Genomic DNA, 26190 nt, shown 5'->3' with positions numbered 1-26190 from the left:
GAGGGTTGCCCCGCCGTCCCACGCCTAGCGTCGACCAGCGTGATCAGCGACGCGCCGACCTTCCTCACCCAGTTCGCCCGGCACCCACTCGCCACCGGCGCGGTGCTGCCCAGCGGGCCGACGCTGGCCCGGGACATCACGGCCGCGGTGCCGCGGGCGGGACATCCGCTGGTGGTCGAGCTCGGCCCCGGGACCGGAGTGTTCACCCGGGCGATCCAGCGACGGCTGGCCGGCCGCGGCCACCACCTGGCGGTCGAACTCAACCCGACGTTCGCCACCGGCCTGGCCCGCCGGCACCCCGCCGTCGAAGTGGTCCGCGCCGACGCCGCCGCGCTCGGAAAACTGCTGGCGGAACGCCGGCTGGTGTCGGCCGACGTGGTGGTCAGCGGGCTGCCCTGGGCCGCCTTTCCGGCCGGACGGCAACGGGCGATCCTCGACGCGGTGGTCGGGGCGCTCAACGTTGGCGGGGTGTTCACCACCTTCGCGTACCGCCACGCCCTGCCGACCCGCCCGGCCCGGCGCTTCCACCGGCTGCTGACCGGTGTCTTCGACGAGGTGACCGTGGGCCGGACCGTCTGGGCCAACCTGCCGCCGGCCCTGGTCTACCACTGCCGCCGCCCGCTCCGCCGTGAACTCTGACCGGCCGGGTGCTGCGCGTCTCGCGGTTGCTTCTTGGTTGCTGTTGGGGGCTGGGGGCGAGGGTGAGGGGCTTCGGGTTTGACCCCTGCTCTCCGCTGAGGCTGGGGGCGACCGTGCCCGGCTGGCTTGATCCCTGCTCTCCGCTTGGGGGCTGGGGGCGACCGTGCCCGGCTCCGGGCGGTCAGGCTTGATCCCTCCGCCGGTCACGGTCGCCCCCAGCCCCGTCGTGGGCCCTGCCCGCCCGTGCGTCGCGGTCTTCCAGGCGCCAGCATCCAGAGACACTGCTGGCCGGCACCCGTCTTGGGGTGCCGGCCAGCGGCGTGTTCACGTTCTTTCGGTTGTCAGCTGTGGTGCTCGGCTGTGTTGTCAGCTGTTCCAGTGCTGGGCGACGAGGTCGGCGGCCTGCTGTTCCCACTGGGCGTAGGCGTCCGGGTAGGCCGACACCTGCACCGTCTGGGCGGCCTTGGTCAGCGGCATGTCCTGCCAGCCGTCGACCTGCTTCAGACCCTTCTCGAACGCCAGGGTCGCGTACTCGGGGTTCGTGATCTGCTCCGGCGTACCCCAACCCGAGCTCGGGCGCTGCTGGAACAGGCCCAGCGAGTCATGGTCATTGGCGTCACCCAGGTGGCCCAGGTTCTCCAGCTTCGACTCCTGCAGACTCGTGGCGATCGAGATCACCGCGGCCCGCTCCGGCAGGCCCGCCTTCTTGGTGGCGGCGATGATCGCCTTCGCGTTCGCGGTCTGCTCGTCGTTCAGGGTGATCTTCGACTGGGCGCCCTGCACACCATGCGGCACCAGCTTGCCCATGTCCGGCTTGTCGGCCTGCACCGCCGCCACCGGCTTCCCAACAGCGGTGGCCGGGGCATCGGCGTGAGCGGCGATCGGACCGGCGAACACACCACCGGTGAAAGCCAGACCAGCAACACCAAGAACACTCTTACGCAGCATCGAGTTCATGACCAAAGCTCCATTCGGGGGATTGGCGCACACACCGATGGGGGTCGGCTACATGTGCGCAAGCACCGTCAGGCGCTCAAACAAGAGGGGGAAAAGTCTGTCGACCAGCGGCTCGCGGGGCGAGGGGGGTTCGCCTCTTCGCGGCGCCGGGACCATGTACAACGACCGGCGGCCCGCCAACATTCCGGGCCCGACCACCCCGCCACACGCGGGGGCGGCTTCCTCGGTCGCGAGTCATCTGCAACGACCGGCGGGCCACCAACATTCCGATCCGGGCCCACCCGGGCGACCCCGGCTCGCGGGGCACCTTCCTCGGCCGTGCACCCGTGTTCAACGCCCCCGAGCCGGCCGGCATTCCGGGCCGGGGATGCCCACCGGCCGCCCGCAAAACCGGACACCGCGCACCGCAATCCGGGACGGGCGGGAGTAGACGTGCTCCACGTCGCGGAAACGGCGGTATCGGACACCGCCCGATACCGCCACATCCCCGACCCGAAGTCGATCACGACCCCTACGCAACAACCGAGGCCGACACTTTTCGGGGAACGCGGCCCTTCGGACACCTTCGGGGAAAGTGGCCCTTCGACGCGCCAGGAGACCCCACTTTCGGCGAAACTGCGCCCCTGAACACACACGCGGCGAACCGAGGACAGGCCAGCCAGGCCCAACCAAGGGGAGCCGCCCGCAGCAGAGGCACGCACTACGCACCCCGACAATCCGGACGGCGGATGCCACGACGTACACCGGACACGGACCACGCAGGCCGCACAGCCGGACGGCGCAGGACCACGACGCGGGTGTGGCCCGCCGTGACCGGCGCAGGGATCAAGCCTGACCGCCCGGAGCCGGGCACGGCGGGCCACACCCCACACCGCAACCAAAGCCGCGGGGGTGCACGGCGGACCACACCCCCACACCGCAACCACAGTCGGCAGCGACCCATGACGGCGCAACGCGGGCCACACCCCGCTACACCGCAACCAAAGTCAGCAGCCACTCACGACGGGTGCACGGCGGGCCGCAACCCAGGAGCGACCAGAATCGGACCCGCCACGACCACCCGAGGCGGCGGCTCAGGCGGCGGGCCAGTCCTGGGAGGCCAGACGCGGCGAGACCGCCCCGGGCGGGGCGGCCTCGAGCCAGGAGAGGAAGCCGGTGACCGTGGATCGCGCCATGGCGATCTCCACCGGTGCGTGGTTGCTGGTACAGCGCAGGATCACCCAGTCGGCCGGCATGGAGAACCGTTCCTGCCCCTCGGGCAGCCGGCGGCGCTCCACGGCGAGCCGCTTACGGGAGAGCACCCGCTTGGGCCGCAGGGCGAAGCTGAACATGCGGTACCAGCGAAGTTCGTCACCGACGAAACGGCCGAAGCCGGGTGACCAGCCTCGGCCGTCAAGGATCGTGGAGACCCGGACACTGAGCCGGATGATGCCTCCGCTGCGGGTGAACAGGGCCCGCCGAACGAAGAGGATCAGAAGCGCGGCGAGCACGACCGCGAGGCCGATTCCGATCCCTTCCACGATCTCCATCGGCGGGTCGGCTCAGCGCGCCGGGGTGGCGGGGGTTGCGCTCTCGGCGAGGACGGTGACGCCCGCACCGGTCACCGACAGGAATCCGCCGGCGACGTCGTAGGCGAGCTGCTGGCCGCCGGCCTGCTTGATGCGTACCTGGCTGGGCTCCGCGAGCTGGCCGAGCAGGGGCGCGTGCCCCGCCAGCACACCCAGCTCACCTTCGGTCGTCCGGGCGACGACCATCTCGGCCTCGCCGGACCAGACCTTCTCCTCGACGGCTACGAGCTCGACGTGAAGCTGCTGTGCCACGCTGTCTCCTTGCTGCGGCGGCGGATTTCCGAAAGTCTAGTCGCGGCTCCGAGCCCCACCCAACGCGGGTGGCGAGAGCTGCGCCACGGTCACGTCAAACTGGACCCCGGCACCCGCCGGGGTCCGTTGGCGCTCAGGTTAGCTAGTCTTCTGCTTGAACTCGGGGTGCTCCAGCATGAACGCGTCGACCTGTTCGTTGCCGATCGCCGCGAAGAAGTCGTCGGCCGCCGGGAGCAGCCGCTCCCCCTTGTACGCCGAGCCGGTGCCGATGTTCGCGCCGGGCAGCTTGATCATCTCGATCGAGTCGGCGCGGATGCCCTTCAGGGCGAGCGCGAAGTCGACCACGCTGTTGCCGCGGCCGTTGAAGATGAGGGATTCGCCGGCGGCGCGGAGCACCCGGTCCAGCTTCACCGGGTTGGTCACCACGTCGGCGCTGAACGCCTGGCTCACCATCGCCTTGATGAACTGCTGCTGGTGCCGCTGCCGGCCGTAGTCGGCGTCCGGCACGCCGTTCTTCGGGTAGCGCTGCCGCACGTAGTCCAGCGCCTCCCAGCCCTTGAGGTGGGCGTTGCCCTTCTTGTACTCGGCCTGTGGGCCGAGGTAGCCGCCGCCGCCCGGCTTGAGCTGGCGCATGCTGCCGTCGGGCTGGCGGTGCTCCGACCTCACGTCCCGCTCGATGTACATGTCGACGCCGCCCATGGCGTCGACGATCTTCCGGAAACCGGTGAAGTCGATGATCGCGCCGGCGTCGAAGCGCTTGACCCCGGTGACCTGCTGGACGGTCAGCGCGAGCAGCTCGAAGCCCTGTACGGGGTCCGGGTTCCGCCCCGGAACCACGCTGCCCCGCGACATCGCCGCGTTCAGCCGGTCGGTGCCGCCCGAGTAGTCCGCCTTGGCGAAGGCCGGGATGTCGACCCGCAGGTCGCGTGGCAGCGAGAAGAGATAGCCCCGGTCCAGGCTGGCCGGCACGTGCAGGACCATGATCGAGTCGGACAGCGGCCGGTCCTCCGGCTTCCGGGTGTCGACGCCGACCAGCAGGATGTTCAGCGGGCCTTTGATGTCGCTCTTCTTCTCGGTGGCGCCGGCCGCCTGGTCGCCGAAGAGGTCCCCCTTGCCGACCGCGCCCTCGTAGCGGGCCACCAGCGCGTGGTAGCCGACCAGCACGCTGCCGCTGAGCACCATGAGGACCACACCGAAGATGGTGCACACCCGGGCCCACCGGGGCACGCCCCGCCACACGGACCGCTTGCCGCCGCGCGTGCCGGCCTTAGCCACGAGCTTCTCCAATCGTCGCGCCCACGACTGGTAGACGGGCGGGCGGATCCGTTTCGTTGCGAGAGATCAACGTTGATGACGTGAAGTCGTGTCACGAACGGTACCGCGCGGTCGAGCGAACCGCTTGCCGGGCAACCGGACAGCTGGTATGGGCCGGGCCTGAACAGGCGGAGGCCGCCCCGACATCTGTCGGGACGGCCTCCGTGGACTGCGGCAAGGGTCTCAGCCCTCCATCAGCTCCTTGGCCTTGTGCTCCAGGTCCTCAAGACCGCCGCACATGAAGAAGGCCTGCTCGGGGAAGTGGTCGTACTCGCCCTCGCTGATCTTCTTGAACGCCTCGATGGTCTCCTTGATCGGGACCGTCGAGCCCGGCACGCCGGTGAACTGCTCGGCGGCGTAGGTGTTCTGCGACAGGAAGCGCTCGATCCGCCGGGCACGCTGCACGGTGATCTTGTCTTCCTCGGAGAGCTCCTCGATACCGAGGATGGCGATGATGTCCTGCAGGTCCTTGTAGCGCTGCAGGATCCGCTTCACCTCGGTGGCCACCTGGAAGTGCTCCTGGCCGACGAACTCCGGGGCGAGGATCCGGGACGAGGACGCCAGCGGGTCCACGGCCGGGTAGATGCCCTTGTCGGAGATCGACCGCTCCAGGTTGGTGGTCGCGTCCAGGTGGGCGAACGTGGTGGCCGGCGCCGGGTCGGTGTAGTCGTCGGCGGGCACGTAGATCGCCTGCATCGAGGTGATGGCCTGGCCCCGGACGGAGGTGATCCGCTCCTGGAGCTCGCCCATCTCGTCGGCCAGGGTCGGCTGGTAACCCACGGCGCTCGGCATGCGGCCGAGCAGCGTGGAGACCTCGGAACCGGCCTGCGTGAAGCGGAAGATGTTGTCGATGAAGAGCAGCACCTCCTGCTTCTGCACGTCGCGGAAGTACTCCGCCATGGTGAGCGCGGAGAGGGCGACGCGCAGCCGGGTGCCCGGCGGCTCGTCCATCTGGCCGTAGACCAGCGCGGTCTTGTCGATGACGCCGGACTCGGTCATCTCGGCGATGAGGTCGTTGCCCTCACGGGTGCGCTCACCCACGCCGGCGAAGACCGAGGTACCACCGAAGTTCCGGGCAACGCGGGTGATCATCTCCTGGATGAGCACCGTCTTGCCCACGCCGGCACCGCCGAACAGGCCGATCTTGCCGCCCTTCACGTACGGGGCGAGCAGGTCGATGACCTTGATGCCGGTCTCCAGCATCTCGGTCTTCGGCTCCAGGTCCGCGAAGGCCGGGGCCTTGCGGTGGATCTGCCAGTGGTCGTCCGGGTTGAGCGTCTCGCCCTCGGTGAGGTTGAGGCACTCGCCGATCGCGTTGAACACGTGGCCCTTGACCGCGTCGCCGACCGGCACGCTGATCGGCGAGCCGGTGTCCCGCACCTCGGTGCCGCGGACCAGGCCGTCGGTCGGCTGCATCGAGATGGCGCGGACCAGGTTGTCACCCAGGTGCTGGGCGACCTCCAGGGTCAGCGTCTTCTCGCCGCCGGACAGGGTCACGTCGACGTGCAGGGCGTTGAACAGATCCGGCATGGCGTCGCGCGGGAACTCGGCGTCGACGACCGGGCCGATGACCCGGACCACGCGACCGGTGGCCGTCTTGGTCTCTACTGGGGCAGTCATCACACTTCACTTCCCGACGCGGCGAGCGCGTTCGCGCCGCCGACGATCTCACTGATCTCCTGGGTGATCCCGGCCTGGCGGGCCGTGTTCATCTCACGCGTGTACTTCTCGATCATCTCTTCGGCGTTGTCGGTGGCGCTCTTCATCGCCCGCCGACGGGCCGCCGACTCGCTGGCCGCCGACTCCAGCAACGCCGCGTAGATCCGCGTGTTGATGTACTTCGGCAGCAGCGCGTCGAGCAGCGCCTCCGCCTCCGGCTCGAACTCGTACGCCGGGAGCAGACCCTCGGACCGCGGCCGGTCCTCGACCTGCATCGGGCCGATGATCCGCGTGACCGGCGTCTGGGTCATCAGGGACTTGAACTCGGTGTAGACGATGTGCAGCTCGTCGATGCCGACAACCCCGTCCGGCCCGGCCCCGCCGTCCACGTCGTCCGCGCCGGCCGTGAACGCCTTGATCAGCGTCTCGCCCACCTCGCGGGCGTCGGAGAACGCCGGCTGCTCCGAGAAGCCGGTCCAGCTCGCCGCGATGTCCCGGTTGCGGAACCGGTAGAAGGTCACGCCCTTACGACCGATGACGTAGAGCACGGGCTCCTTGCCGTCGGCCGCGAGCCGGGCGATCAGCGACTCCGCGGTCCTGATCGCGTTGGAGCTGTAGCCGCCGGCCAGACCGCGGTCGCTGGTGACCAGCAGGACGCCCGCCCGCCGCACCCGCTCGCGCGGGGTGAGCAGCGGGTGGTCGATCCGCGCGTTGGACGCCAGCGCCGTGAGCACGTCCGTGATCGCCTTGGCGTACGGCAGGGACGCTTCCACCCGCGCCTGGGCCTTGGCGATACGGCTCGTCGCGACGAGCTCCATCGCCTTGGTGATCTTCTTCATCGACTTCGCCGAGCGGATCCGTTGACGAAGAACGCGAACCTGGGCGGCCATCGTCAGCTCTCAGCCGGGCGGTCGGTCGAGCCCTCGCGGAAGCGGGTCACCGTCTCGCGGGTCTCCTCGCCCTCCAGCGGCTTGGCCGGGGCCTCGTTGATCCGGACCTCGTCCTCCTTGCCGAGGAAGAGCTGCTTGAACTCGGTGATGGCCGAGTCCAGCGAGCCGATGATCTCGTCGTCCCACTTGTTGTCGGCGATCGCGGCCAGGACGCCCTCGTGCTTGTGCCGGAGGTACTGCAGGAACTCCGACTCGAAGCGCTTGATCTCGCCGACCGGGATGTCGTCCAGCTTGCCCTCGGTGCCGGCCCAGACCGAGACGACCTGCTCCTGCACCGGGTACGGCGAGTAGTTCGCCTGCTTGAGCAGCTCGACCAGGCGGGAGCCGCGCTCCAGCTGGGCGCGGGAGGCCTTGTCCAGGTCGGAGGCGAAGGCGGCGAACGCCTCCAGCTCGCGGAACTGGGCCAGGTTGAGCCGGAGCGAACCGGCGACCTTCTTCATCGGCTTCACCTGGGCGGCGCCACCCACCCGGGAGACCGAGGTGCCGACGTTGATGGCCGGCCGGACGCCCTGGTTGAACAGGTCGGTCTCGAGGAAGATCTGGCCGTCGGTGATCGAGATGACGTTGGTCGGGATGAACGCCGAGATGTCGTTCGCCTTGGTCTCGATGATCGGCAGACCGGTCATCGAGCCGCCGCCCAGCTCGTCGGAGAGCTTGGCGCAGCGCTCCAGCAGCCGGGAGTGCAGGTAGAAGACGTCACCCGGGTACGCCTCGCGGCCCGGCGGGCGGCGCAGCAGCAGCGACACGGCCCGGTACGCCTCGGCCTGCTTGCTCAGGTCGTCGAAGACGATCAGGACGTGCTTGCCGCCGTACATCCAGTGCTGGCCGATGGACGAGCCGGTGTACGGGGCGAGGTACTTGAAGCCGGCCGGGTCCGAGGCCGGGGAGGCGACGATGGTGGTGTATTCCATCGCGCCCGCCTCCTCCAGCGTCCCCTTGATGGAGGCGATGGTGGAAGCCTTCTGGCCGACGGCGACGTAGATGCAGCGGACCTGCTTCTTCGGGTCGCCGGAGCGCCAGTTGTCCCGCTGGTTGAGGATGGTGTCGAGGGCGACCGTGGTCTTGCCGGTCTTCCGGTCACCGATGATCAGCTGGCGCTGGCCACGGCCGATCGGGGTCATCGCGTCGACGGCCTTGAGACCGGTCTGCAGCGGCTCGTCGACCGACTTACGGGCCATCACGTTCGGGGCCTGGAGCTCCAGCTCGCGGTAGCCCTCGTTCGGGATGTCGCCGAGGCCGTCGATCGGCTGGCCGAGCGCGTTGACCACGCGGCCGAGGAAGGCGTCGCCGACCGGGACGGAGAGCACCCGGCCGGTGCGCTTGACGCGCTGCCCCTCCTCGATACCGCCGAAGTCACCGAGGACGACGACACCGATCTCCCGGACGTCGAGGTTCAGCGCCACGCCGAGCGTGCCGTCCTCGAACTCCAGGAGCTCGTTGGTCATGGTCGAGGGCAGACCCTCGACGTGGGCGATGCCGTCGCCGGCGTCGGCGACGGTGCCGACCTCCTCGCGGGAGACGTCGGCCGTGTAGGAGGAGACGTAGCGCTCCAGGGCGCCGCGGATCTCCTCCGTCGAGATGGTCAGCTCGGCCATCCTCTGCTTCCTTCAAGTATCAGGGGCCCGGGATACCTAGTACCGACCGGTCCGATGGCGTCGAATCAGGGCTGCGGAGACGCTGGTCAGCGCTTCGCGAGCGCGTTACGGGTCTCGTTGAGGCGGCGCAGGACGGTGCCGTCGTACAGGTCGGAGCCGACCCGCACGCTCACCCCACCGAGCACCTCCGGGTTCACCGTCTGCTTGACGGAAACCTCTCGACCGTACATCGCGGAGAGGCGGGCACCCAGGCGTCGCTCCTCCTCGTCACTCAGCGGGGCCGCCACGGTCACGTACGCGACCTGACGGTCCCGCCGGTCGGCGGCCAGCTCGACCAGCCGGGTGAGCGCCCCGATGAAGGAGCGCCCCCCGAAGCCGGCCAGCGCGGCCTCGACGAGACGGACGGTGACCGGCCGGGCCTTGCCGGCGAGCAGCTCGCGGGCCAGGGTGGCCCGCCGCTCGGCCGGGGCCATCGGATCGGAGAGCGCGTTGGACAGCTCGGCGGAAGCGGAGACGACCTGGCCGAAACGGAACAGCTCGTCCTCGACCTCGCCCAGCTCGCCGGCCTTGTCGGCGCCCGCCAGGAGCGCCTCGACGCCGAGCCGCTCGGTGCCGTCGAGCAGTTCCGACGGCGCCGACCAGCGGCCGGAGACCAGCGCGGTGAGCAGGTCGAGCGCATCGGCGCCGACCTTGCCGCTCAGGATGCCCGTGAGCAGGCCGGAGCGGTCCTCACCCGGACGCGCCGGGTCCGACAGCGCCCGGCGCAGCCGCGGCTCGCGCCGCAGCAGGGCGGCCACGGAGAGGATGTCGTCGGCGGTGGAGGCCACCGCCGACGGCTCCGTGCCGCGGGCGTACGCGTCGAGGCGCTCGGCCGCGACCTTGTACGACTCCCGGCTGGCGGCCTGCATCAGCGGGCCCCCGCGCTCTCGAGACCGCTCAGGAACCGGTCGACGGTGCCCTTGCGACGCGCCTCGTCGGCGAGCGACTCACCGACGATCTTGCTGGCCAGGTCCACCGCGATCGTGCCGACCTCGGCGCGGAGCTCGCGCACGATGGTGGCCCGCTCGGCGGCGAGCTGCTCCTTGCCGGCCGCGATGATCCGGTCGGACTCCTCCCGCGCCTTGGCGAGGATGTCCTGGCGGATCCCCTCGGCGTCGGCCCGGGCGTCGTCGCGGATCTTGGCGGCGTCGGTCCGGGCCTCGGCCAGCTGCGCGCGGTACTGCTCGAGCAGCTTGTTGGCCTCGGCCTGGGCGGCCTCGGCCCGCTTGATGCCACCCTCGATCGCGTCGACCCGGGCCTGGAACGTCTGCTCCATGCGGGGGAAGACGAACTTCATCAGCACGACGCAGAGCAGGATGAAGGCGATACCACCAACCACGAGCTCCTGCCAGGCAGGAAGGATCGGGTTGTGGTCCGCCGCACCACCACCCTCAGCGGCGAGGTAGAACATGGAAAACCTCCCGGTCTAAGGGCGGGATCAGGAGAGGGTGCCCTGCCAGATGAAGCCGAAGGCGATGCCCAGCAGCGCGAGCGCCTCGATGACGGCGAAGCCGATCCAGACGTACGGCAGGGTCATCCGGGACGACTCCGGCTGCCGGGCGGTCGACTGGATGTAGGCGCTGAAGACCAGGCCGACGCCGATACCGGGACCGATGGCGGCGAGGCCGTAGCCGATGGCGGCGGTGCTGCCGGAAACCGCGGCGAGAACGTCCATGGGTTTGGTTCCTCCTGGATATCACGCGTGACGATCACGCGGGACGACAACGGTTGGTGCGGTGGATCAGTGCTCTTCGGCGAGCGCGCCCTGCACGTAGCTGGCGGTCAGCACGGTGAAGACGTAGGCCTGCAGGACGATCACCAGGAATTCGAGGAAGGTGAGCGCGATGGTCATCACCCAGGACAGCACCGAGACCGGCGCCAGCCAGGCGTTCGCGCTGATCATCGCGAAACCGCCCAGCGTGAAGACCAGCAGGAGCATGTGGCCCGCGAACATGTTCGCGAAAAGACGGACGGCCAGCGAGAAGGGCCGGACCAGGAAAGTCGAGAAGAACTCGATCGGGATCAGCAGCGGCAGGATGTACCAGGGCGCCGGCGGGACGAGCGAGTTCTTGAAGTACTTCACGAAGCCGTGGTGCCGGATGCCGACGTAGTTGAACATCACGTAGGTGATCGCGGCGAGAAGCGCCGGGAACGCGATGTGCGAGTTCGGCGAGATCTGGAAGAACGGGACGATCGCGAAGAAGTTCGTCAGCAGGATGAAGCAGAACAGGGTGGTGAAGTACGGCGCGAACCGGACCCCCGCGTGCCCGATCATGTCGACCGCGATGTTGTTCCGCACGAAGCCGTAGATCGACTCGGCGAACCACTGCTTCTTCGTCGGGACGAGCTGCGGGTTCCGGTAGCTCGCCAGGAAGAAGATGATCAGGACGCCGACGGCGATCCAGACCATCGCGGTGATCTTCGTGAACCAGAAATTGTTCTCCGCACCCCAGGGCAGGATGCTGGGCAGGTAGAAATCCGACACGCTGGGTGGGAATTCCGCCTGGCCCTGAGCCAGGACGTTCGCCTGTCCGAACACCGCGTCCCTTCCTAAGTAGGTGTACCGAGTCGACGGACGACCAGGATGATGCCCCCGGCCATGCCGAGCACGACACCGATCCCGGTGGCGATGCCCCCGGTGTCGAGCCAGTGGTCGACCAGCCAGCCGATGAAACCCCAGACGAGCATGCCCCCGATGAGGTACGAGAGCGCCGTCCAACCCTGACCGGCACCGGACGGATAGTCGCCCGGGCCGCCAGCGCTGGGGGGTTTCTGGTCACCGGCCATGACGGGGCGAACGATATCAGTCGAGAAGACGAGGCTGTGCCTCACCCCCCGCACAACCTGGTTGTGTGGGACACGGGTGGGCGAAGTCGTCTGGAGGCACGCTACTCCCCTTCCGCCACTGAGAGAATGACCGATCGCGGACACATCGGCGCGCCGTCCGAAGGGTGGGACGGCGCGCCGGATCTCCGCAGGTCAGCGCCGGGAACGCCGGGCGTGCACAGTGGTCAACCACCAGATGTGCACCCCGGTCCAGACCAGCACGCCGGCGGCGATGCCGAGGCAGAACGGGATCAGCCCCGGCCAGCCGGTCGAGGCGACTCCCACCATCACCGCCCCGAGCAGGGTCACCTTGGCGACGTACGCGCCGAGCCCGAAGGGCAGCACGAGCTGCGGGTCACGGGCGTCGGCCCAGGCCAACGCGACCGTGGTGAGCGTGTAGCTGAGCGCGGTGACGGCCACCCCGGCCGCCGCACCGAGCGCGCCGTCCGCGCCCCGGGTCACCCCGCCGACCACGCCGGCCACCGCCGCCAGCACCGCCGTCGAGATCAGCAGGACCGGGAGGTGGCGCAGCCGCCAGCCGCGGTCCTCGAGCGCCTCCGCCGCGCGGGTCCCCGGCTCAGCCATGAGGGTACGCCGGGAACGCGGTGACCAGCTCGGTCACGTCGGTGGCGGTCCGGGCCAGCTCGTCCGCGCCGCCCGGGGCCGCCGGATCGGTGCGGACCGCCCGGGCGATCAGCGTGGCGATCCGCCGCATCTCGCCCTCCCGCATGCCCTGGGTGGTGACGCTCGGGGTGCCCACCCGGATGCCGGAGGCGACCATCGGCTTCTGCGGGTCGTACGGGACGGCGTTCTTGTTCAAGGTGATGTTGGCGGCGTCGCAGCGCGCCTCGGCGTCCGCCCCGGTCACCCCGACCTCGCGCAGGTCGATCAGCGCGAGGTGGGTGTCGGTGCCGCCGGAGACCGGCCGCATCCCCTCGGCGGCCAGCCCGTCGGCGAGCGCCTGGGCGTTGCTCACCACCTGAGCGGCGTACGCCCGGAACTCGGGCTGGGCGGCCTCGCGCAGCGCGACCGCCTTGGCGGCGACGGCGTGCATCAACGGGCCGCCCTGGGTGAACGGGAAGACCGCCTTGTCGATCCGGGCGGCCAGCGACTCCCGGCAGAGGATCATGCCGCCGCGCGGGCCGCGCAGCGTCTTGTGGGTGGTGGCGCAGACGACGTCGGCGTACGGCACCGGGGACGGGACCGCCCGGCCGGCGACCAGCCCGACGAAGTGCGCCGCATCCACCATCAGGTAGGCGTCGACCTCGTCGGCGATCTCCCGGAACCGGGCGAAGTCGATCAGCCGCGGGTACGCCGTCGCGCCGCAAATGATCATCTTCGGCCGGTGCGCCCGGGCCAGGTCGCGTACCTCGTCGTAGTCGATCAGCTCGGTGTCCCGCCGGACCGTGTAGCTGACCGGGTGGAACCACTTGCCGGAGAAGTTCACCCGGCTGCCGTGGGTGAGGTGGCCGCCGTGCGGCAGGTCCATCGCCAGCACGGTGTCGCCCGGCTGCACCAGGGCGGCGTACGCGGCCAGGTTGGCGCCGGCCCCGGAGTGCGGCTGGAGGTTGGCGTGCTCGGCCCCGAAGAGCTCCTGGGCCCGGGCGATGCCGATCTCCTCGGCCCGGTCCACCTCGGCGCAGCCGCCGTAGTAGCGCCGGCCCGGGTAGCCCTCGGCGTACTTGTTGGTCAGCGTGGAGCCGAGGGCCGCCAGCACCGCCGGGGAGGTGAGGTTCTCGCTGGCGATGAGTTGCAGGCCGCCGCGCAGCCGTGCCAACTCCCCCAGCACCACCCCGGCGATCTCCGGGTCCTCGGTGCTGAGCTGCTGGAAGTCCGGCCCCCAGAACGTGTCTCTGGTGTTCTCCACAGCGTAGGAGTCTACGGAGCCCCGCACCGGGAGCTGTGCCATGCCTCGGCACCGGCGCCACGGGCCACCCGGTCAGTTCCCCGAGCGGGGGCTGGTGCGCTCGAAGGCGACGGTCTGGCTGGGCGGGACGAAGTCGCGTACCGGCTGGTCGCGCAGCGCGTACGCCAGCACCCGGCCCACCGCGGCGATCTGCCGGGTCTGCACCCCACCGCCAACGGCGTCCCGGGGATTGTCCGGGTTCGCCGCGATGGTGGCGACGGCGAGCTGCGGGGTGAAGGCGACCACCGTCTCGGTCTCGTTCCGCTCCGCGCTGCCGGTCTTGCCGGCCACCGGCCGGCTCAGCCCGGGCGCCAACTCCTCGGCGGTGCCGCCGTCGCAACGGCGGTACATCGACTGGTCGCCGACCGGGCAGCGGGCCGCGTCCGCCGCCGCCCGGGCCACCTCCGTGTCGAGCGCCTGCCGGCAGTCCGGGTTTCCGGCGGCCAGCTTCCGTCCCGAGCTGTCGGTGATCGAGGCGACCGGGGTGGGCCGGCACCAGACGCCCTCGGCCGCCACCGTCGCGTAGGCGTTGGCCAGGTCCAGCGGCGTGGTGGCGACGACGCCCAGGGTGAACGGACCCCAGCTCTTCGCCCCCTCGCGAGCCAGCCGGGCGTCGTCGGCCGCGCGCAGCACGATGCCGAGCCGCTCGGCCATCTCCACCACCCGGTCCGCGCCCACCTGCTCGGTCAGCCAGGCGAAGTAGGTGTTCACCGACCGGCCGAACGCGCTCCACATGGTGCGCCGGCCGTCCATCCAGTCCGGGTTGGCGTTCGCCGGGCACCAGTGGCCGCCGCACGCCGCCGGTCCCGGTCCGGTGGCGTAGCGGGTGACGTAGACCGACGGGGCGTCGAACTCGGTGTCCAGCGGCAGCCCGGACTCCAGCGCGGCGAGCATCGTGAAGAGCTTGAACGTCGACCCGGCCTGGTAGCCGACGATGCCGCCGCCACCGGCGATGAGCTGGTTGACCGTGTTCGGGTAGTTCTCCTGCCCCTCCGGGTTGGCGGCCACGCTATAGTTCCGGTTCACCGCCATGGCCAGCACCCGACCGGTGCCCGGCTGGACCACGGCGGTCGGCGCGGCCCGTTTGTTGGTGACCGGGTAGATCTCCAGCACCTGCTCGGTCGTCTTGCGCTGCACGTTCGGGTCGAGCGAGGAGACGATCGAGAAGCCGCCGCGCCGGAGGGTGCGCTGCCGCTCCTCCGCGGACGCCCCGAAGGACGGCTGGCTGTTCCACCACTGGGTGAACCAGTCGCAGAAGAAGCCCCAGTCGTTGTGGTCCTTCGAGATCGCCGCGCAGTCGTTCGGGGTGGCGCTGGGCTTCAGGGCGAGCTGCTCGGCCTTCGCCCGGGCGGCGTCCTCGGCCGACACCTGGCCGGTCTCCACCATCCGGTCCAGCACGTACGCCCGGCGGTCCAGGGCCGCGTCGGCGTCCCCGTTGATCGGGTCGTCGGTGTCCGGCGAACGGACCAGCCCGGCGAGCAGTGCCGCCTGGGCCAGCGTCAGCTTGGCCGGGGTGGTGGAGAAGTAGCGCTTGCTGGCCGCGCCGACGCCGTACGCCCCGGCGCCGAAGTACGCGATGTTCAGGTAGCGGCTGAGGATCTCGTCCTTGCTCAGCTCCCGCTCCAGGGCCAGCGCGTACCGCATCTCGCGGATCTTGCGGCCCGCGGTGACCTCGGTGGCCCGGGCCCGCTGCGCCTCGGTCAGCCGGGGATCGCTGGCCAGCGCGTTGCGGACGTACTGCATGGTCAGCGTCGAGGCGCCCTGCCGGGTCCCGCCCTCCCGCTGGTTGACGGTGAAGGCCCGCACCACGCCGCGCACGTCGACGCCGTGGTGCTGGTAGAACCGGACGTCCTCGGCGGCCACGATGGCCTGCCGCATCACCGGCGCCACCTCGGCGGCCGGCACGTCCATCCGGTCCTCGACGTAGAACGAGGTGATCAGGGTACGGCCGTCGTTGGCGTAGAGGTTGGAGCGCTGGGCCGGTTCCGGCGTCCGCAGCGACTGCGGCAGCTCGGCGTAGGGCACCAGCCCCTTGAAGCCGAGCCCGAAGACCAGCGCGGCCGGCAACGCGGCCGCCGCCAGGGCCAACCCGGCGAGCACGCCGGCGAGCAGGATGGTGAACAGCTTGTCGAGATGGGCCCGGTTCATCAGCTCTCCCCGCAGGAGCCGGCTGTACGAGACCCATTCAGAATGACGCGAACAGGGCTTTTCTCCGCCACCTTCCCCAAAACACGCAGGAATTTCGCGAGGAAGGATGAAGGTGGACAGAAACCCCTACACGGAGCGGGTGGGGGGACTCAGGGCAGCAGCGCGGTGGCCAGCGGGTGGACCGTCTCCTCGATCTCGTCGGCCACCCGGCTGAAGCACTGGTCGCCCCGGCCCCACGGGTCGTCGAGGTCGTCGCCGGGCAGCGGTGCCGCGCCCTGCCGGGCCGCCTCCGCCGCCGCCACCAGGGCCACCCCGCGGGCGTACACCGCGTCCGGGGTGGCCGCGGCCGGAGGCAGGACGGACGCGTCCACCCCACCCAGCAGCCGGCCGAACTCCCCCAGCACGAAGGTGCGCGCGGCAGCGTCCGGGCGCAGCGCCACCACGTACTCCTGCTGGTCGGCGGTGGCGGTGAGGACCAGATCGGCGGCGTCGATCAGGTCGGAGCGGAGCTTGCGGGCGGCGAAGCCGGCCACGTCGCCGCCGCGGGAGATCACCTGCCGGGCCGCCGGCGGGTTCATCTCCTCGCCGGCGTGCCAGCCGCCGGTGCCGGCGCTGTGGCTGTGCAGCAGCTCGTCGGAGCGCTCCGGGTCGGCACCGAGCCGGCCCAGCCGCTCGCGGACGGCGAGCACCAGCAGCCGCTCCGCCATCGGCGACCGGCAGATGTTGCCCATGCAGACGTGCAGGACGGTAAACGGGGGCACTCAGAACCCCCGCTCGTCGAGCATGTCCGGCACCACGTCGCGCAGCTTCTCCAGCGACACGGCGCCCTGGCGCAGCACCCGGGGCACCTCGCCGGTGAGGTCGACGACGGTGCTCGGCACCGGGTCCAGGGCCGGGCCCGCCTCCAGATAGGCCCGCACGCCGTAGCCGAGCTGGTCGCGGGCCTCCTCGGCGGTGAGCGCGGCCGGCTGGCCGACCTTGTTGGCCGAAGCCACCGCCATCGGGCCGGTCTCCCGCAGCACCTCGAGGGCCACCGGGTGCAGCGGCATGCGTACGGCCACCGTGCCGCTGCTGTCGCCCAGGTCCCAGGACAGGCTCGGCGAGTGCTCCACCACGATGGTCAGCGCGCCCGGCCAGAACGCCTCGACCAGGTCGCGCGCCGCGCGCGGCAGCGAGAAGACCAGGCCGTCGAGGGTGTGCCGGGAGCCGATCAGCACCGGGGGCGCCTGCCGGGCGCCGCCCTTGGCGTCGGCGAGCGCCTTCACCGCGTACGGGGTGAAGGCGTCGGCGCCGATGCCGTAGACCGTATCGGTCGGCAGGACGACGAGTTCCCCGTTCTTGACCGCCTCGATGGCAGCGGCGATGCCGCGGTCCCGGTCGGCGAGCGACCGACAGTCGTAGAGCATCACGAGGAGCCAGTCTGCCACGCCGCGTCGGGCTCGGCGTGCTGGCCGTCCGCGCGGCGGGACGCGGTGGCGAACCGGGGCCGGCCGACCAGGTCCCGATGCTCCTCGACCCGCTCGTACCGGCCGTCCGCGGCGAGCAGCGCCGGCACCGCCGCGCCGTGGGTGTCGTCGTGCTCCACGCCGAGCGCGCCGCCGGGCCGGAGCAGCGCGGCGGCCCGGGCGACCACCGGCCGGATCACGTCCAGCCCGTCCGCGCCGCCGAAGACCGCCTCGTCCGGGTCGTACCCGGCTACCTCCGGGGACACGGCCACCGACCGCGGCACGTACGGCGGGTTGCAGAGCAGCACGTCGACCCGGCCCACCAGGTCGGCGAGGAGCTGCGGGTCGATGACGTCGGCGGCCACCACCTCGATCGGGGTGTCCCCGGCGGCGGCCCGGTCGGCGGCGTTCCGGCGCAGCCAGGCCAGCGCCGCCGGGGACCGCTCCACCGCCACCACCCGGGCCTGCGGCAGCTCCTGGGCCACCGCCAGGGCGATCGCGCCGGAGCCGCTGCACAGGTCCACCACCAGCGGCGAGCGGCGATCCCGGCCCTGGGCCACGCCCCAGCCGGCGAGCAACTCGGTCTCCGGCCGCGGTACGAAGACCCCGGGGCCGACCGCCAGCTCCAGGTGCCGGAACCCGGCGGTGCCGGTGAGGTGCTGGAGGGGTTCCCGGGCCACCCGGCGCGCCACCAGCGCGTCGAACCGGTCCCGTTGCCCGGGGGTGAGGCCCTCGGCCAGGGCCAGCCGGCCGCGCGGCACGTCCAGCACGTACGCGGCCAGCTGCTCGGCCTCCGCCCGGGGCGCCTCGACCCCCGCCGCCGCGAGGGTTCGGGCCGCCCGGGCGACCGCCGACGAAGGCCGCTCGCGTTCCGTCCCTTCGGACGGGTGTTGCGGGAGGTGGGTCACGACATAATCATGAAGCGTCGCGGGTCACATCACGAGCGGGTGCGTTCGGGCGCACACCACAGGGAGGTTTCGAGTGGGCTGGCTCGACCGGGTCGACGACCAGGTTGACGCCCTCCGGCGCGCCCGGGCGTTGCAGGAGGCGAGCCGCTCGGCGGAGGCGGTCGTCCTGCTCGACCGGGTCGTCCGCACCACGAACGATCCCTGCGCCCGCGCGGACGCGCTGGTCCAGCGCCTCTGTGCGGTGATCAATCTCGGTCGGACGGCGGAATACACCCGAGCCATCGAGGACGCCTCCGCCGCCGTCCGGGACCTCGCCGAGCCGTACCTGCACGGGCACCTCAACGCCCTGGCGGCGCTCGCCGCGCACCACCAGGGGGCGCTGGACCGTTGCGTCACCCACCTGGTCAAGGCCTCCCGCTGGCTGACCGCCGACGACGACCCGGACCGGGACACCGCCTGGGGCTGGCACGACCTGGCGATGGCCTACTCCTACCTCAGCTTCCACGGGCACGCCCTCGGCGCGATCGAGCGCGCCCGTCAGGTGGGGCTCGCCGCCGGCATCCCCGAGGAGACCTTCGCCGCCCCGGGCATCCGGCTGCGCAACGCGGTGGCCCTGGACCACACCGGCGACAGCGACGGCTGCCTGCGGGTGCTGCGCGACGTGGCCGGGGACTTCAACCGCTTCCTGCACAGCGGTCGGGCCGGCAACCTCCGGCCGAGCAGCCTGGCCGCGTACGGTTACGCCGTCGCCCGGCGGGCCGCCCTAGGCGACCAACTGGATCCCGGCGGCGACGCCGACCCCGACCGGCTGCTCGGGCACGGCGGCGACAGTGCCCGCGCGCGGGACATGCGCCAGCTCGGCCAGGTCTGCCTGGCCATCGCCGACGGCCGCCCGATCGAGGCGGTGACCCGGCTGGACACCTCCCGGGTCTCCGTCGAGACGCTGGGCGCGGCCGAGCCGCCCCGGCTGCGCAGCATCGCGCTGGCCCGGGCCGGCGACCACGCCGCCGCGCACCGGGCCGACCGGTACGCGTTCCGGCTGGCCGCGCAGCGCAACGACCGGCTGCGGGACGTCTACATCGAGGGCATCGCCGCCCGGATCGACCACGAAGAGGTGCGCCGCGAGGCCGCCCGGTACGAGGGCGAGGCGCTCACCGACCCACTCACCGGGCTGCCCAACCGGCGCCGGCTGGAGCGCTACATCGGCGCCGTGGTGTCCCGGGGCGAGCGGGTGGTGATCGGCGTCTGCGACCTGGACGGCTTCAAGGCGGTGAACACCCGGCACGGCCACCACTCCGGGGACCTGGTGCTGCAACGGATCGCCGGGGTGATCAACCGGGTGATGCGCCGTGGGGACTTCGTGGCCCGGTACGGCGGGGACGAGTTCGTCGTGGTGCTGCCCGAGGCGGGCATGTCCGAGGCGGCCGAGGTGGCCCGCCGCATCCAGGCGGCCGTCCGCACCGAGGACTGGGAGTCCCTGGTCCCCGGCACCCCGGTCGGGGTGAGCATCGGCTTCGCCGAGGTGAGCGGGGGCTCCGGGGCGAGCGTCCGGGAGGCGCTGGGCGCCGCGTTCGAGCTGGCCGACCGGGAGATGCTGCGCGCCAAGGACCGCCTCCGCGCCTCCTGACCCCACCCGCCCGCGCGGGCCGTGCGCCCGCGCCGGGCCCGTGGGGCCTAGTTCACGGAAGGAGTGGCCATCCGGCGCGGAATGGCCACTCCTTCCGTGAAACTGGCCCCAAGTCCGGGCGGCGCGGGCGAGCAGGGCGTCAGCGGCGGGTCAGTTCGGTTTCGCCGGCCAGGCGGGCGGCGCGGTCGGCCTCGGTGAGGGCGTCCAGGACCCCGTCCAGCTCACCGGCCAGGGCGAGATCCAGGTTGTACGCGGTGTAGCCGATCCGGTGATCGGTGATCCGGTTCTGCGGGAAGTTGTAGGTGCGGATCCGCTCCGACCGGTCCACGGTGCGGACCTGCGCCTTCCGGGCGTCCGAGGCGGCCGCGTCGGCCTGCTCCTGGGCGGCGGCGAGCAGCCGGGCGCGCAGGATGCGCATCGCCTGCTCCCGGTTCTGCAGCTGCGACTTCTCGTTCTGGCAGGAGACCACGATCCCGGTGGGCACGTGGGTGATCCGGACCGCCGAGTCGGTGGTGTTGACCGACTGGCCGCCGGGCCCGGACGAGCGGAACACGTCGATCCGCAGGTCGTTCGGGTCGATGGTGAGGTCGACCTCCTCGGCCTCCGGCAGCACCAGCACGCCGGCCGCGCTGGTGTGGATCCGGCCCTGCGACTCGGTGACCGGGACGCGCTGCACCCGGTGCACGCCGCCCTCCCACTTGAGCCGGGACCAGACGCCGTTGCCCCCCTCGGGCACGCCCTTGGTCTTGATCGCCAGGGAGACGTCCTTCACGCCGCCGAGGTCGGAGTCCTGCGAGTCGATCACCTCGGTGACCCAGCCGTGCCGCTCGGCGTACCGGGTGTACATCCGGAGCAGGTCGCCGGCGAAGAGGGCCGACTCCTCGCCGCCCTCCCCCGCCTTGATCTCGACGATGACGTCCTTGGCGTCGTGCGGGTCCCGAGGGATCAGCAGCTCCGCCAGCCTCTCCTCGAGCGCCGGCAGGGACGCGGCGATCGCCTCGGCCTCGGCGGCGAACGCCGGCTCCTCGGCGGCCAGCTCGCGGGCGGCGGCCAGGTCGGCCCGGGCCTGCTCCAGCTCGCCGGCGGCCTTGTGCAGCGGGACCAGCTCCGCGTAGCGCCGGCCGACCCGCCGGGCGGTGCCCTGGTCGGCGTGGATCGCGGGGTCGGCCAGCCGCTTCTCCAACTCGGCGTACTCGTCGAGGAGGGCGGCCAGGCGCTCACTGCTCATGCTGCGGATGCTCCTTGGACGACCGGATGGGGACAGGGACAAGCGGGCGGAAACGGACGAACGCCCGCGCCCGGCACGGAGCCGGACACGGGCGTCGTCGGAGCAGCTACTTGGCCTTCTTGGCCTGAACCTTGGCGTACTTCTGCTGGAACTTGGCGACCCGACCGGCGGTGTCGAGGACGCGCTGCTTACCGGTGTAGAACGGGTGGCAGGCGCTGCAGGTCTCGACGCTGATCTGACCGCCCTTGGCGGTGCTGCGGGTCGTGAACGTGTTGCCGCAGGAGCAGCGGACCTCGGTGGTCACGTACTCCGGGTGGATGTTGGGCTTCATCTCGCCTCGGTCCTTTCGTGGGTGGTCGCCGGGTCGCCGTCGTCGCTCCCCGCCGTCCGCGAGAGGCTCGGGCGTGAACCGGAACCGGTGGCCGATTGACCAGTGTGCCATGGGCCTCCGCCGACTCGGCGAGCGGGCCGCACCGGTGGTCCGGCAGGCGCAACGCTCACCACCCGGTACGCATTCCCGCGCGGCTCGCGGGCATTCGTGAACCGGTCCGGGGATGGACCGGGACGAACGGGAGGTGCGGGATGTTCTGCCTGATCGCGACCCGTGGGCTGCCCGCCTCCGGCAAGACCACCTTCGCCCGCCGGCTCCAACCCGGCGTGGTCCGGGTCAACCGGGACGACCTGCGCCGGATGATGCACGGCGAGCGGCTCTTCACCCAGTGGGCCGAGGGGCAGGTCACCCGGGCCCAGCGGGCCCAGGTGGAGGCGCTGCTGGCGGCGCGGGTGAGCGTCTGCGTGGACGACACCAACCTCCGCTCGCGCACGTTGCGGGACTGGGCCGAGTTGGCCGAGCGGTTCGGCGCCGCGTTCGAGGTGCACGACTTCACCGACGTGCCGCTGGAGGAGTGCCTGCGCCGGGACGCGGCCCGGCCGGAGGCCGACCGGGTCGGCGAGGCGGCGATCCGCCGGCTGCACGAGCGCTACCTTGCCAACCGGCCGTTACCGCTGCCGGTGCCGACCGCCCGCACCGGCACCCCGGCCCGGGTCCACCCGCCCCACCCCGAGCCGCCCGCGATCGTGCTGGTGGACATCGACGGCACGGTGGCGTTGACCGTCTCCCGCAGCCCGTACGACATGACCCGGGTCGGCGAGGACGCCCCGAACGAGGCGGTGATCGCGGCGGTCCGGGCGATGCACGCGGCCGGGCACGGGGTGGTCTTCTGCTCTGGCCGGGACGCGACCGCACGGCCGGCCACCGAGGCCTGGCTGGACCGGCACGTCAAGGTGCCCTACCTGGCGCTGCACCTGCGGGCGGTCGGCGACCACCGCAAGGACGCCGTGGTCAAGCAGGAGATCTACGAGCGGGAGATCCGGGACCGGTACCGGGTGGTCGGCGTCTTCGACGACCGGCAGCAGGTGGTCCGGATGTGGCGCTCGCTCGGCCTGACCGTCTTCCAGGTGGCCGAGGGCGACTTCTGACCGAGCACCCGCCGACGGGCTCCTCCCCCAGGTCACAGGGCCCGTCGGCGGGTGGCGGCCGGCCTCCGGGGACGCGGACCATGGCCGCGCCCCCGGGGGCGGCTCAGGCGGCGGGCGCCTCCGCCGCCGTCAAGTTGACCGTCGCCTGGGCGGGTACGCCGTTGACGGTGACCGCGAGCACCACCTGACCGCCGGGGCGCAGCGCGGTCAACTGCCCCGTCGCCGGGTCGAACCGGGCCACGTGCCAGGGCTTCACCCCGTCGGCCCCGCCGACGTGCAGGTTCGGCGACCCGGACCAGTCGGCGCTGACCGGTGCGGCGACCGGGACGGTACGGCCGCCGGGCTGGGTGAGCGTGGCCGTGACGGTCGCCGGGGCGCCCACCGCGACGCTGGCCGGAGCCGCCAGGGCGAGCCGGTCGACGTGGGCGTGGAACTCCGCCTCGACCCAGCGCGGCCCCTCGGCCAGCGGGTCACGCCGGGCCCGCTCCGCCTCCTGCGGGGTTACCGGGTCGACGCCGAACTCGGTCCAGCCGGTGAAGCCGCCGAGCTGCGGTGGAGTGGACGGGTTCTTGCCCGAGTTGCCGTTGATCACGTACGGGACGCCGTCCACCCGCTCGGCGTGGAACGTGCCGACGTGCCCGTTGACCAGGAGCGCGCCCTTGCCCGTGCGGTGCTGGAAGTCGGCCAGCCACTGCTCCACCAGGGCGGCCTCCTTCCGGTCGCCGAGCTGGCTGGCCTTGGCCGGGCTGGGGTCGCGGGGCGGGTGGTGGAAGAACACCGCGACCGAGCCGACGGCCGGGTCGGCGGCGGCCCGGTCCAGCGTGTCCCGCAGCAGCTTCACCTGGTCGAAGCCGCCGCCGCGCAGCGAGCCGCTGGCGGTGTTCAGCGTGACGAACCGGGTGCCCTCGTGGTCGAAGACCCGCGAGGTGTCGCCGAAGACGGCCTTGAAGTTGTCGATCGGGGCGCCCATGATCTCGTGATTGCCCGGGACGTAGTAGTAGGGCAGCTCGCCGCCCAGTTCCTCGTCGAGGATCCGCTTGGCCAGCGCGAAGTCCGCCGGGTACGCGGTGTCCACGAGGTCGCCGTCGATGATCACGAAGTCGGGCTTCGCCGCCTTGATCTCGCGGAGCGTACGGCGGGCCTGGGCGACCAGGTCACTGTCCGGGTCGGCGGCGACGAACTGGGCGTCGGACATCACCGCGAAGCGCCAGGGCGCGCCGTCCACCGTGCCGTCGCGCAGCACCACCCGGTCGGTCAGCGGTGACTCGGCCGGCGCGTCCAGGGTGGGTGGCACCTTGGCCACCAGGTCGTCGATGACCACCTCGCTCCGGTACTGCTTGGCCGGGTCCGTCTCCGCCACGTAGAACCGGCGCACCCGGACCGGATACTGCACGCCCGGCGGGACGGCGAACTCGACGTACCGCCACCCGGTCCAGGTGACGTACGGGCCGCGGAGCACGAACTGGGTGTCCTGGGCGTCGTGCAGGTGCAGGCTGGGCCACTCCCCGGCGCCGTTGCCCTTGATCCACATGCCGAAGGCCTGCGGCTGGCCGGGCACCGGGATCCAGGCCGGCGGGTCGGCGTACGCGGCGCGGGTGCCGGTGGACTGGCTGAAGTCGTACGACAGCTTCAGGCCGGTGCCGGTGTGGCCCGGCGCCGGCGCGACCGACCCGCTGGCCCGGGCCTGGCTGAACTTCCAGGAGGCGGCGTCGTCGAAGCCGGCCACCGGCGCGTCGGCCAGCCCGACGGTCACCGGCAGCACGGTGGTCCGCGCTCCGACGTGGACGGTGACCAGGGCGGAACCGGTGTCGTTGAGCGCCTTGACGGAGAGGTTGCCGTCGCCGGTCGGGGTGACCGCGAGGAGGTCGTGGTCGTAGTCCAGGCGCAGGTCGGCCGGCTCGATCGGCGCGGTGTTGCCCTCGGCGTCGTAGCCGACCACGCCGAACAGGCCGGTGTCACCCTGCCGGTTGAGGCCAAGCCGGTCCACGGTTGAGTCGATCCGCTCCAGGGGACCGAGCACGGTCAGGTCGAGGGTGCCCCGGGCCGCCTCGTGCCAGGCGGTGACGGTGCTGCGGCCGGGCCGACCGGCCCGGAACACGCCCTCGTCGTCGACCGTGCCCTGGGCGGCCGGGTTGGCCCGCCACTGCGGCGCGCCGGCCGCCGGCCCGTACGTCTCGTCGTAGCCGGCCGCGGTGAGCCGGCGGGTGAGCCCGGGGAAAACCCGGTCCGGCCGCCCGCCGCGGACCGGGGCGACCCCCGGCGCGGCGGTCGGGTCGCTCGCCGTCTCCAGCCAGTACCCGGTGAGCCGGCCGCTGCCCGGCGGGGCGTAGATGGCCAGGCCGTTCGGCACCGGCCGCTCGCTGCCGTCCGAGGGGCTGTTCTCCACCTGCACGGTGGCCGCGCCGGGCTCGCGGGCCAGCAGGGTCGAGGAGCCGCCGCCGTCGAGGTTCAGCGCGGTCCACGCGCCGAGCTCGCGCATCATCCGGCCCAGCTCGGTCTGCGTGACGCCCCGGCTGTCCACCTGCCGGCCGTCCACGGTCAGCATGATCATCCTGCGCCCGTCGGCGGAGAAGCCGACCGAGGTACGCGGGGCCAGGCTCTGGTCGGCGATCTGCTGCACCACGCCATCCCGGATCAGCACGTTGCCGCCGCCGACCGCGGCGCGCAGGCTGCTCCCGTCGGAGGCCTTCGGCCGCCAGCTCAGGTCGACCGGATCGCCCGGCCGCAGCACCGCGAGCGCGTCCGCGCCCGCCTCCCGGCCCAGCAGCACGGTGGTGCCGGCCGGGATCGGGCCCTCGCCCGCCGCGGTGGCCACGGCGGCCACCTTGCCGCCGGTCACCGTCACCTCGACCACCCGGGCGGCGCCCTCCACCGGGCGCTTGCGGGAGTACGTCCCCCAGAGCGGGGTGAAGACGCCGACGCCGTCGCGCTGCACCATGTTGTTGAACTGGGTCAGCGGCACCGACCCGGCCGGCAGGGTGGCGCTGCCCTCGAAGCCGACCTGGATCACCCGGCCCAGCCCCTCGGCGCTGATCGCGGCGGCGTTGGTGTGCCCGGCGATCGGCGACTGGACCAGTTCACCGAAGCGGATGCCGATGCCCTGCGCGGCACCGGAGTTGTTGATGTCGAAAAAGTCGCCGTTGACCGCGGCCACCGCCCGGGAACGGTCCACCGCGGCGCGCAGCGGCTCGTCCCGGGTCACCGCACCGGAGTTGACGTAGTCCACGGTGACGCCGCCGGACAGGTCGGCGGTGAGCGCGTCGGCGCGCAGCCAGCCGTCGGCGTCGTACCGGTCGAAGGAGGTCAGGTCGAGTCCGGGGGCGACCGGACGGGTGGTCTTCGCGGTCTCCAGGCCGCCGGCCGGTTCCAGGCCGGGGGCGTCGCCGGCGAGGGCGACGGCGGAGTCAGGGCGGGAGGAGGCGGCCGGGGCGTCCTCGGCCGCGGTGTGCGGCTCGCCTGCGGGCGCCGCGACCCCGGGTGGGACGGGACCGGCCAGGGTGAGCAGCGGCGTCAGCAGCAGGACGCCGGCGAGACGGGCAGATCGACTGCGGATACGCATGGACGACAGTCAACCGGAAACTGAATAGAAGTTTCAATACCTCTAGGCTTAACCGTAGAAAAACTTCAAGCCGGCTGTTCGGTGCGAGATC

The 26190-nt window shown here is 71.9% G+C and carries 24 protein-coding genes; 3 read left to right on the top strand and 21 right to left on the bottom strand.

The features are described from left to right. Positions 1 to 39: 39 nt before the first annotated feature. Positions 40 to 639 carry a methyltransferase domain-containing protein gene (locus ACGF4F_RS11980; protein ID WP_357440717.1) on the top strand — a complete coding sequence of 200 codons (600 nt, stop codon included), beginning with the start codon at positions 40 to 42 and terminating at the stop codon, positions 637 to 639. Positions 640 to 1005: 366 nt separating this feature from the next. On the opposite strand, the gene ACGF4F_RS11975 is transcribed toward ACGF4F_RS11980, so the two are convergent. The 18 genes from ACGF4F_RS11975 to prmC all read right to left on the bottom strand — a co-directional run bounded on the left by ACGF4F_RS11975 (position 1006) and on the right by prmC (position 18206). Further along, complete coding sequence (locus ACGF4F_RS11975; RefSeq protein ID WP_393076995.1) at positions 1006 to 1596, bottom strand: hypothetical protein; 591 nt, start codon at positions 1594 to 1596, stop codon at positions 1006 to 1008. Between the two features lie 1073 nt (positions 1597 to 2669). Continuing rightward, positions 2670 to 3125, bottom strand: a complete 456-nt coding sequence (locus ACGF4F_RS11970) for a DUF2550 domain-containing protein (protein ID WP_357440164.1) — start codon at positions 3123 to 3125, stop codon at positions 2670 to 2672. Positions 3126 to 3137: 12 nt separating this feature from the next. Beyond that, positions 3138 to 3416 (bottom strand): F0F1 ATP synthase subunit epsilon, encoded by a 279-nt coding sequence (locus ACGF4F_RS11965; protein WP_073834631.1) that lies wholly within the window; start codon positions 3414 to 3416, stop codon positions 3138 to 3140. A gap of 138 nt (positions 3417 to 3554) precedes the next feature. Then, positions 3555 to 4691 carry an LCP family protein gene (locus ACGF4F_RS11960; RefSeq protein ID WP_357440160.1) on the bottom strand — a complete coding sequence of 379 codons (1137 nt, stop codon included), beginning with the start codon at positions 4689 to 4691 and terminating at the stop codon, positions 3555 to 3557. Positions 4692 to 4913: 222 nt separating this feature from the next. Next, positions 4914 to 6350, bottom strand: coding sequence for a F0F1 ATP synthase subunit beta (atpD, locus tag ACGF4F_RS11955; RefSeq protein ID WP_357440157.1), 1437 nt, complete (start codon positions 6348 to 6350; stop codon positions 4914 to 4916). Continuing rightward, positions 6350 to 7279, bottom strand: coding sequence for a F0F1 ATP synthase subunit gamma (locus ACGF4F_RS11950; protein ID WP_357440154.1), 930 nt, complete (start codon positions 7277 to 7279; stop codon positions 6350 to 6352). Before ACGF4F_RS11950 ends, atpD begins: the two co-directional genes overlap by 1 nt. Before the next feature lie 2 nt (positions 7280 to 7281). After that, entirely contained in the window at positions 7282 to 8934 is a 1653-nt protein-coding gene (gene atpA, locus ACGF4F_RS11945; RefSeq protein ID WP_357440151.1) for a F0F1 ATP synthase subunit alpha, read from the bottom strand. A gap of 86 nt (positions 8935 to 9020) precedes the next feature. Next, entirely contained in the window at positions 9021 to 9842 is an 822-nt protein-coding gene (locus tag ACGF4F_RS11940) for a F0F1 ATP synthase subunit delta (RefSeq protein ID WP_357440149.1), read from the bottom strand. Next, entirely contained in the window at positions 9842 to 10384 is a 543-nt protein-coding gene (locus ACGF4F_RS11935) for a F0F1 ATP synthase subunit B (RefSeq protein ID WP_073834636.1), read from the bottom strand. Before ACGF4F_RS11935 ends, ACGF4F_RS11940 begins: the two co-directional genes overlap by 1 nt. Before the next feature lie 27 nt (positions 10385 to 10411). Beyond that, positions 10412 to 10648, bottom strand: coding sequence for an ATP synthase F0 subunit C (locus tag ACGF4F_RS11930; RefSeq protein WP_073834637.1), 237 nt, complete (start codon positions 10646 to 10648; stop codon positions 10412 to 10414). A 66-nt stretch (positions 10649 to 10714) separates the two neighbouring features. Further along, on the bottom strand, positions 10715 to 11512 hold the full coding sequence (gene atpB, locus ACGF4F_RS11925) for a F0F1 ATP synthase subunit A (protein ID WP_357440146.1): 798 nt from the start codon (positions 11510 to 11512) through the stop codon (positions 10715 to 10717). An 11-nt stretch (positions 11513 to 11523) separates the two neighbouring features. After that, positions 11524 to 11760 (bottom strand): AtpZ/AtpI family protein, encoded by a 237-nt coding sequence (locus ACGF4F_RS11920; RefSeq protein WP_073834639.1) that lies wholly within the window; start codon positions 11758 to 11760, stop codon positions 11524 to 11526. A gap of 192 nt (positions 11761 to 11952) precedes the next feature. Continuing rightward, complete coding sequence (locus ACGF4F_RS11915; protein ID WP_393076988.1) at positions 11953 to 12384, bottom strand: hypothetical protein; 432 nt, start codon at positions 12382 to 12384, stop codon at positions 11953 to 11955. Further along, the gene (glyA, locus tag ACGF4F_RS11910) at positions 12377 to 13708 is read right to left on the bottom strand and encodes a serine hydroxymethyltransferase (protein WP_357440141.1); all 1332 of its coding nucleotides are present in this window, start codon (positions 13706 to 13708) and stop codon (positions 12377 to 12379) included. Before glyA ends, ACGF4F_RS11915 begins: the two co-directional genes overlap by 8 nt. Positions 13709 to 13738: 30 nt before the next feature. Then, complete coding sequence (locus tag ACGF4F_RS11905) at positions 13739 to 15853, bottom strand: transglycosylase domain-containing protein (protein ID WP_357440138.1); 2115 nt, start codon at positions 15851 to 15853, stop codon at positions 13739 to 13741. A gap of 149 nt (positions 15854 to 16002) precedes the next feature. Then, on the bottom strand, positions 16003 to 16614 hold the full coding sequence (locus ACGF4F_RS11900; protein WP_357440135.1) for a phosphotyrosine protein phosphatase: 612 nt from the start codon (positions 16612 to 16614) through the stop codon (positions 16003 to 16005). Next, a complete protein-coding gene (locus ACGF4F_RS11895; protein WP_073834939.1) occupies positions 16615 to 17259 on the bottom strand; it encodes an L-threonylcarbamoyladenylate synthase in 645 nt (214 codons plus the stop codon). Continuing rightward, complete coding sequence (gene prmC / locus ACGF4F_RS11890) at positions 17259 to 18206, bottom strand: peptide chain release factor N(5)-glutamine methyltransferase (RefSeq protein WP_357440132.1); 948 nt, start codon at positions 18204 to 18206, stop codon at positions 17259 to 17261. The genes ACGF4F_RS11895 and prmC overlap by 1 nt, the downstream gene beginning before the upstream one ends. A gap of 73 nt (positions 18207 to 18279) precedes the next feature. Here prmC and ACGF4F_RS11885 point away from each other — a divergent pair, with 73 nt between their 5' ends. After that, positions 18280 to 19833: a GGDEF domain-containing protein gene (locus tag ACGF4F_RS11885; protein ID WP_357440129.1), complete on the top strand. Its 1554-nt coding sequence runs from the start codon at positions 18280 to 18282 to the stop codon at positions 19831 to 19833. Between the two features lie 139 nt (positions 19834 to 19972). Here the strand turns inward: ACGF4F_RS11885 and prfA are convergent, their stop codons facing one another. Both prfA and rpmE read right to left on the bottom strand, forming a co-directional pair. Further along, positions 19973 to 21061: a peptide chain release factor 1 gene (prfA, locus tag ACGF4F_RS11880; protein ID WP_357440126.1), complete on the bottom strand. Its 1089-nt coding sequence runs from the start codon at positions 21059 to 21061 to the stop codon at positions 19973 to 19975. 106 nt (positions 21062 to 21167) lie between these two features. Then, positions 21168 to 21392: a 50S ribosomal protein L31 gene (gene rpmE, locus ACGF4F_RS11875; RefSeq protein ID WP_073834647.1), complete on the bottom strand. Its 225-nt coding sequence runs from the start codon at positions 21390 to 21392 to the stop codon at positions 21168 to 21170. Positions 21393 to 21643: 251 nt separating this feature from the next. On the opposite strand from rpmE, the gene ACGF4F_RS11870 reads away from it, so the two are divergent. Further along, entirely contained in the window at positions 21644 to 22540 is an 897-nt protein-coding gene (locus ACGF4F_RS11870) for an AAA family ATPase (RefSeq protein ID WP_357440122.1), read from the top strand. Between the two features lie 103 nt (positions 22541 to 22643). Here the strand turns inward: ACGF4F_RS11870 and ACGF4F_RS11865 are convergent, their stop codons facing one another. After that, a complete protein-coding gene (locus ACGF4F_RS11865) occupies positions 22644 to 26099 on the bottom strand; it encodes a phosphodiester glycosidase family protein (protein WP_393076982.1) in 3456 nt (1151 codons plus the stop codon). Positions 26100 to 26190 lie beyond the last annotated feature (91 nt).

The sequence above is a fragment of the Micromonospora sp. NPDC047740 genome (assembly GCF_043204735.1).
Classification (GTDB): domain Bacteria; phylum Actinomycetota; class Actinomycetes; order Mycobacteriales; family Micromonosporaceae; genus Micromonospora.
Note: the sequence above shows the minus strand (reverse complement) of the source record. Positions and strands in the feature narration are given on the sequence as shown.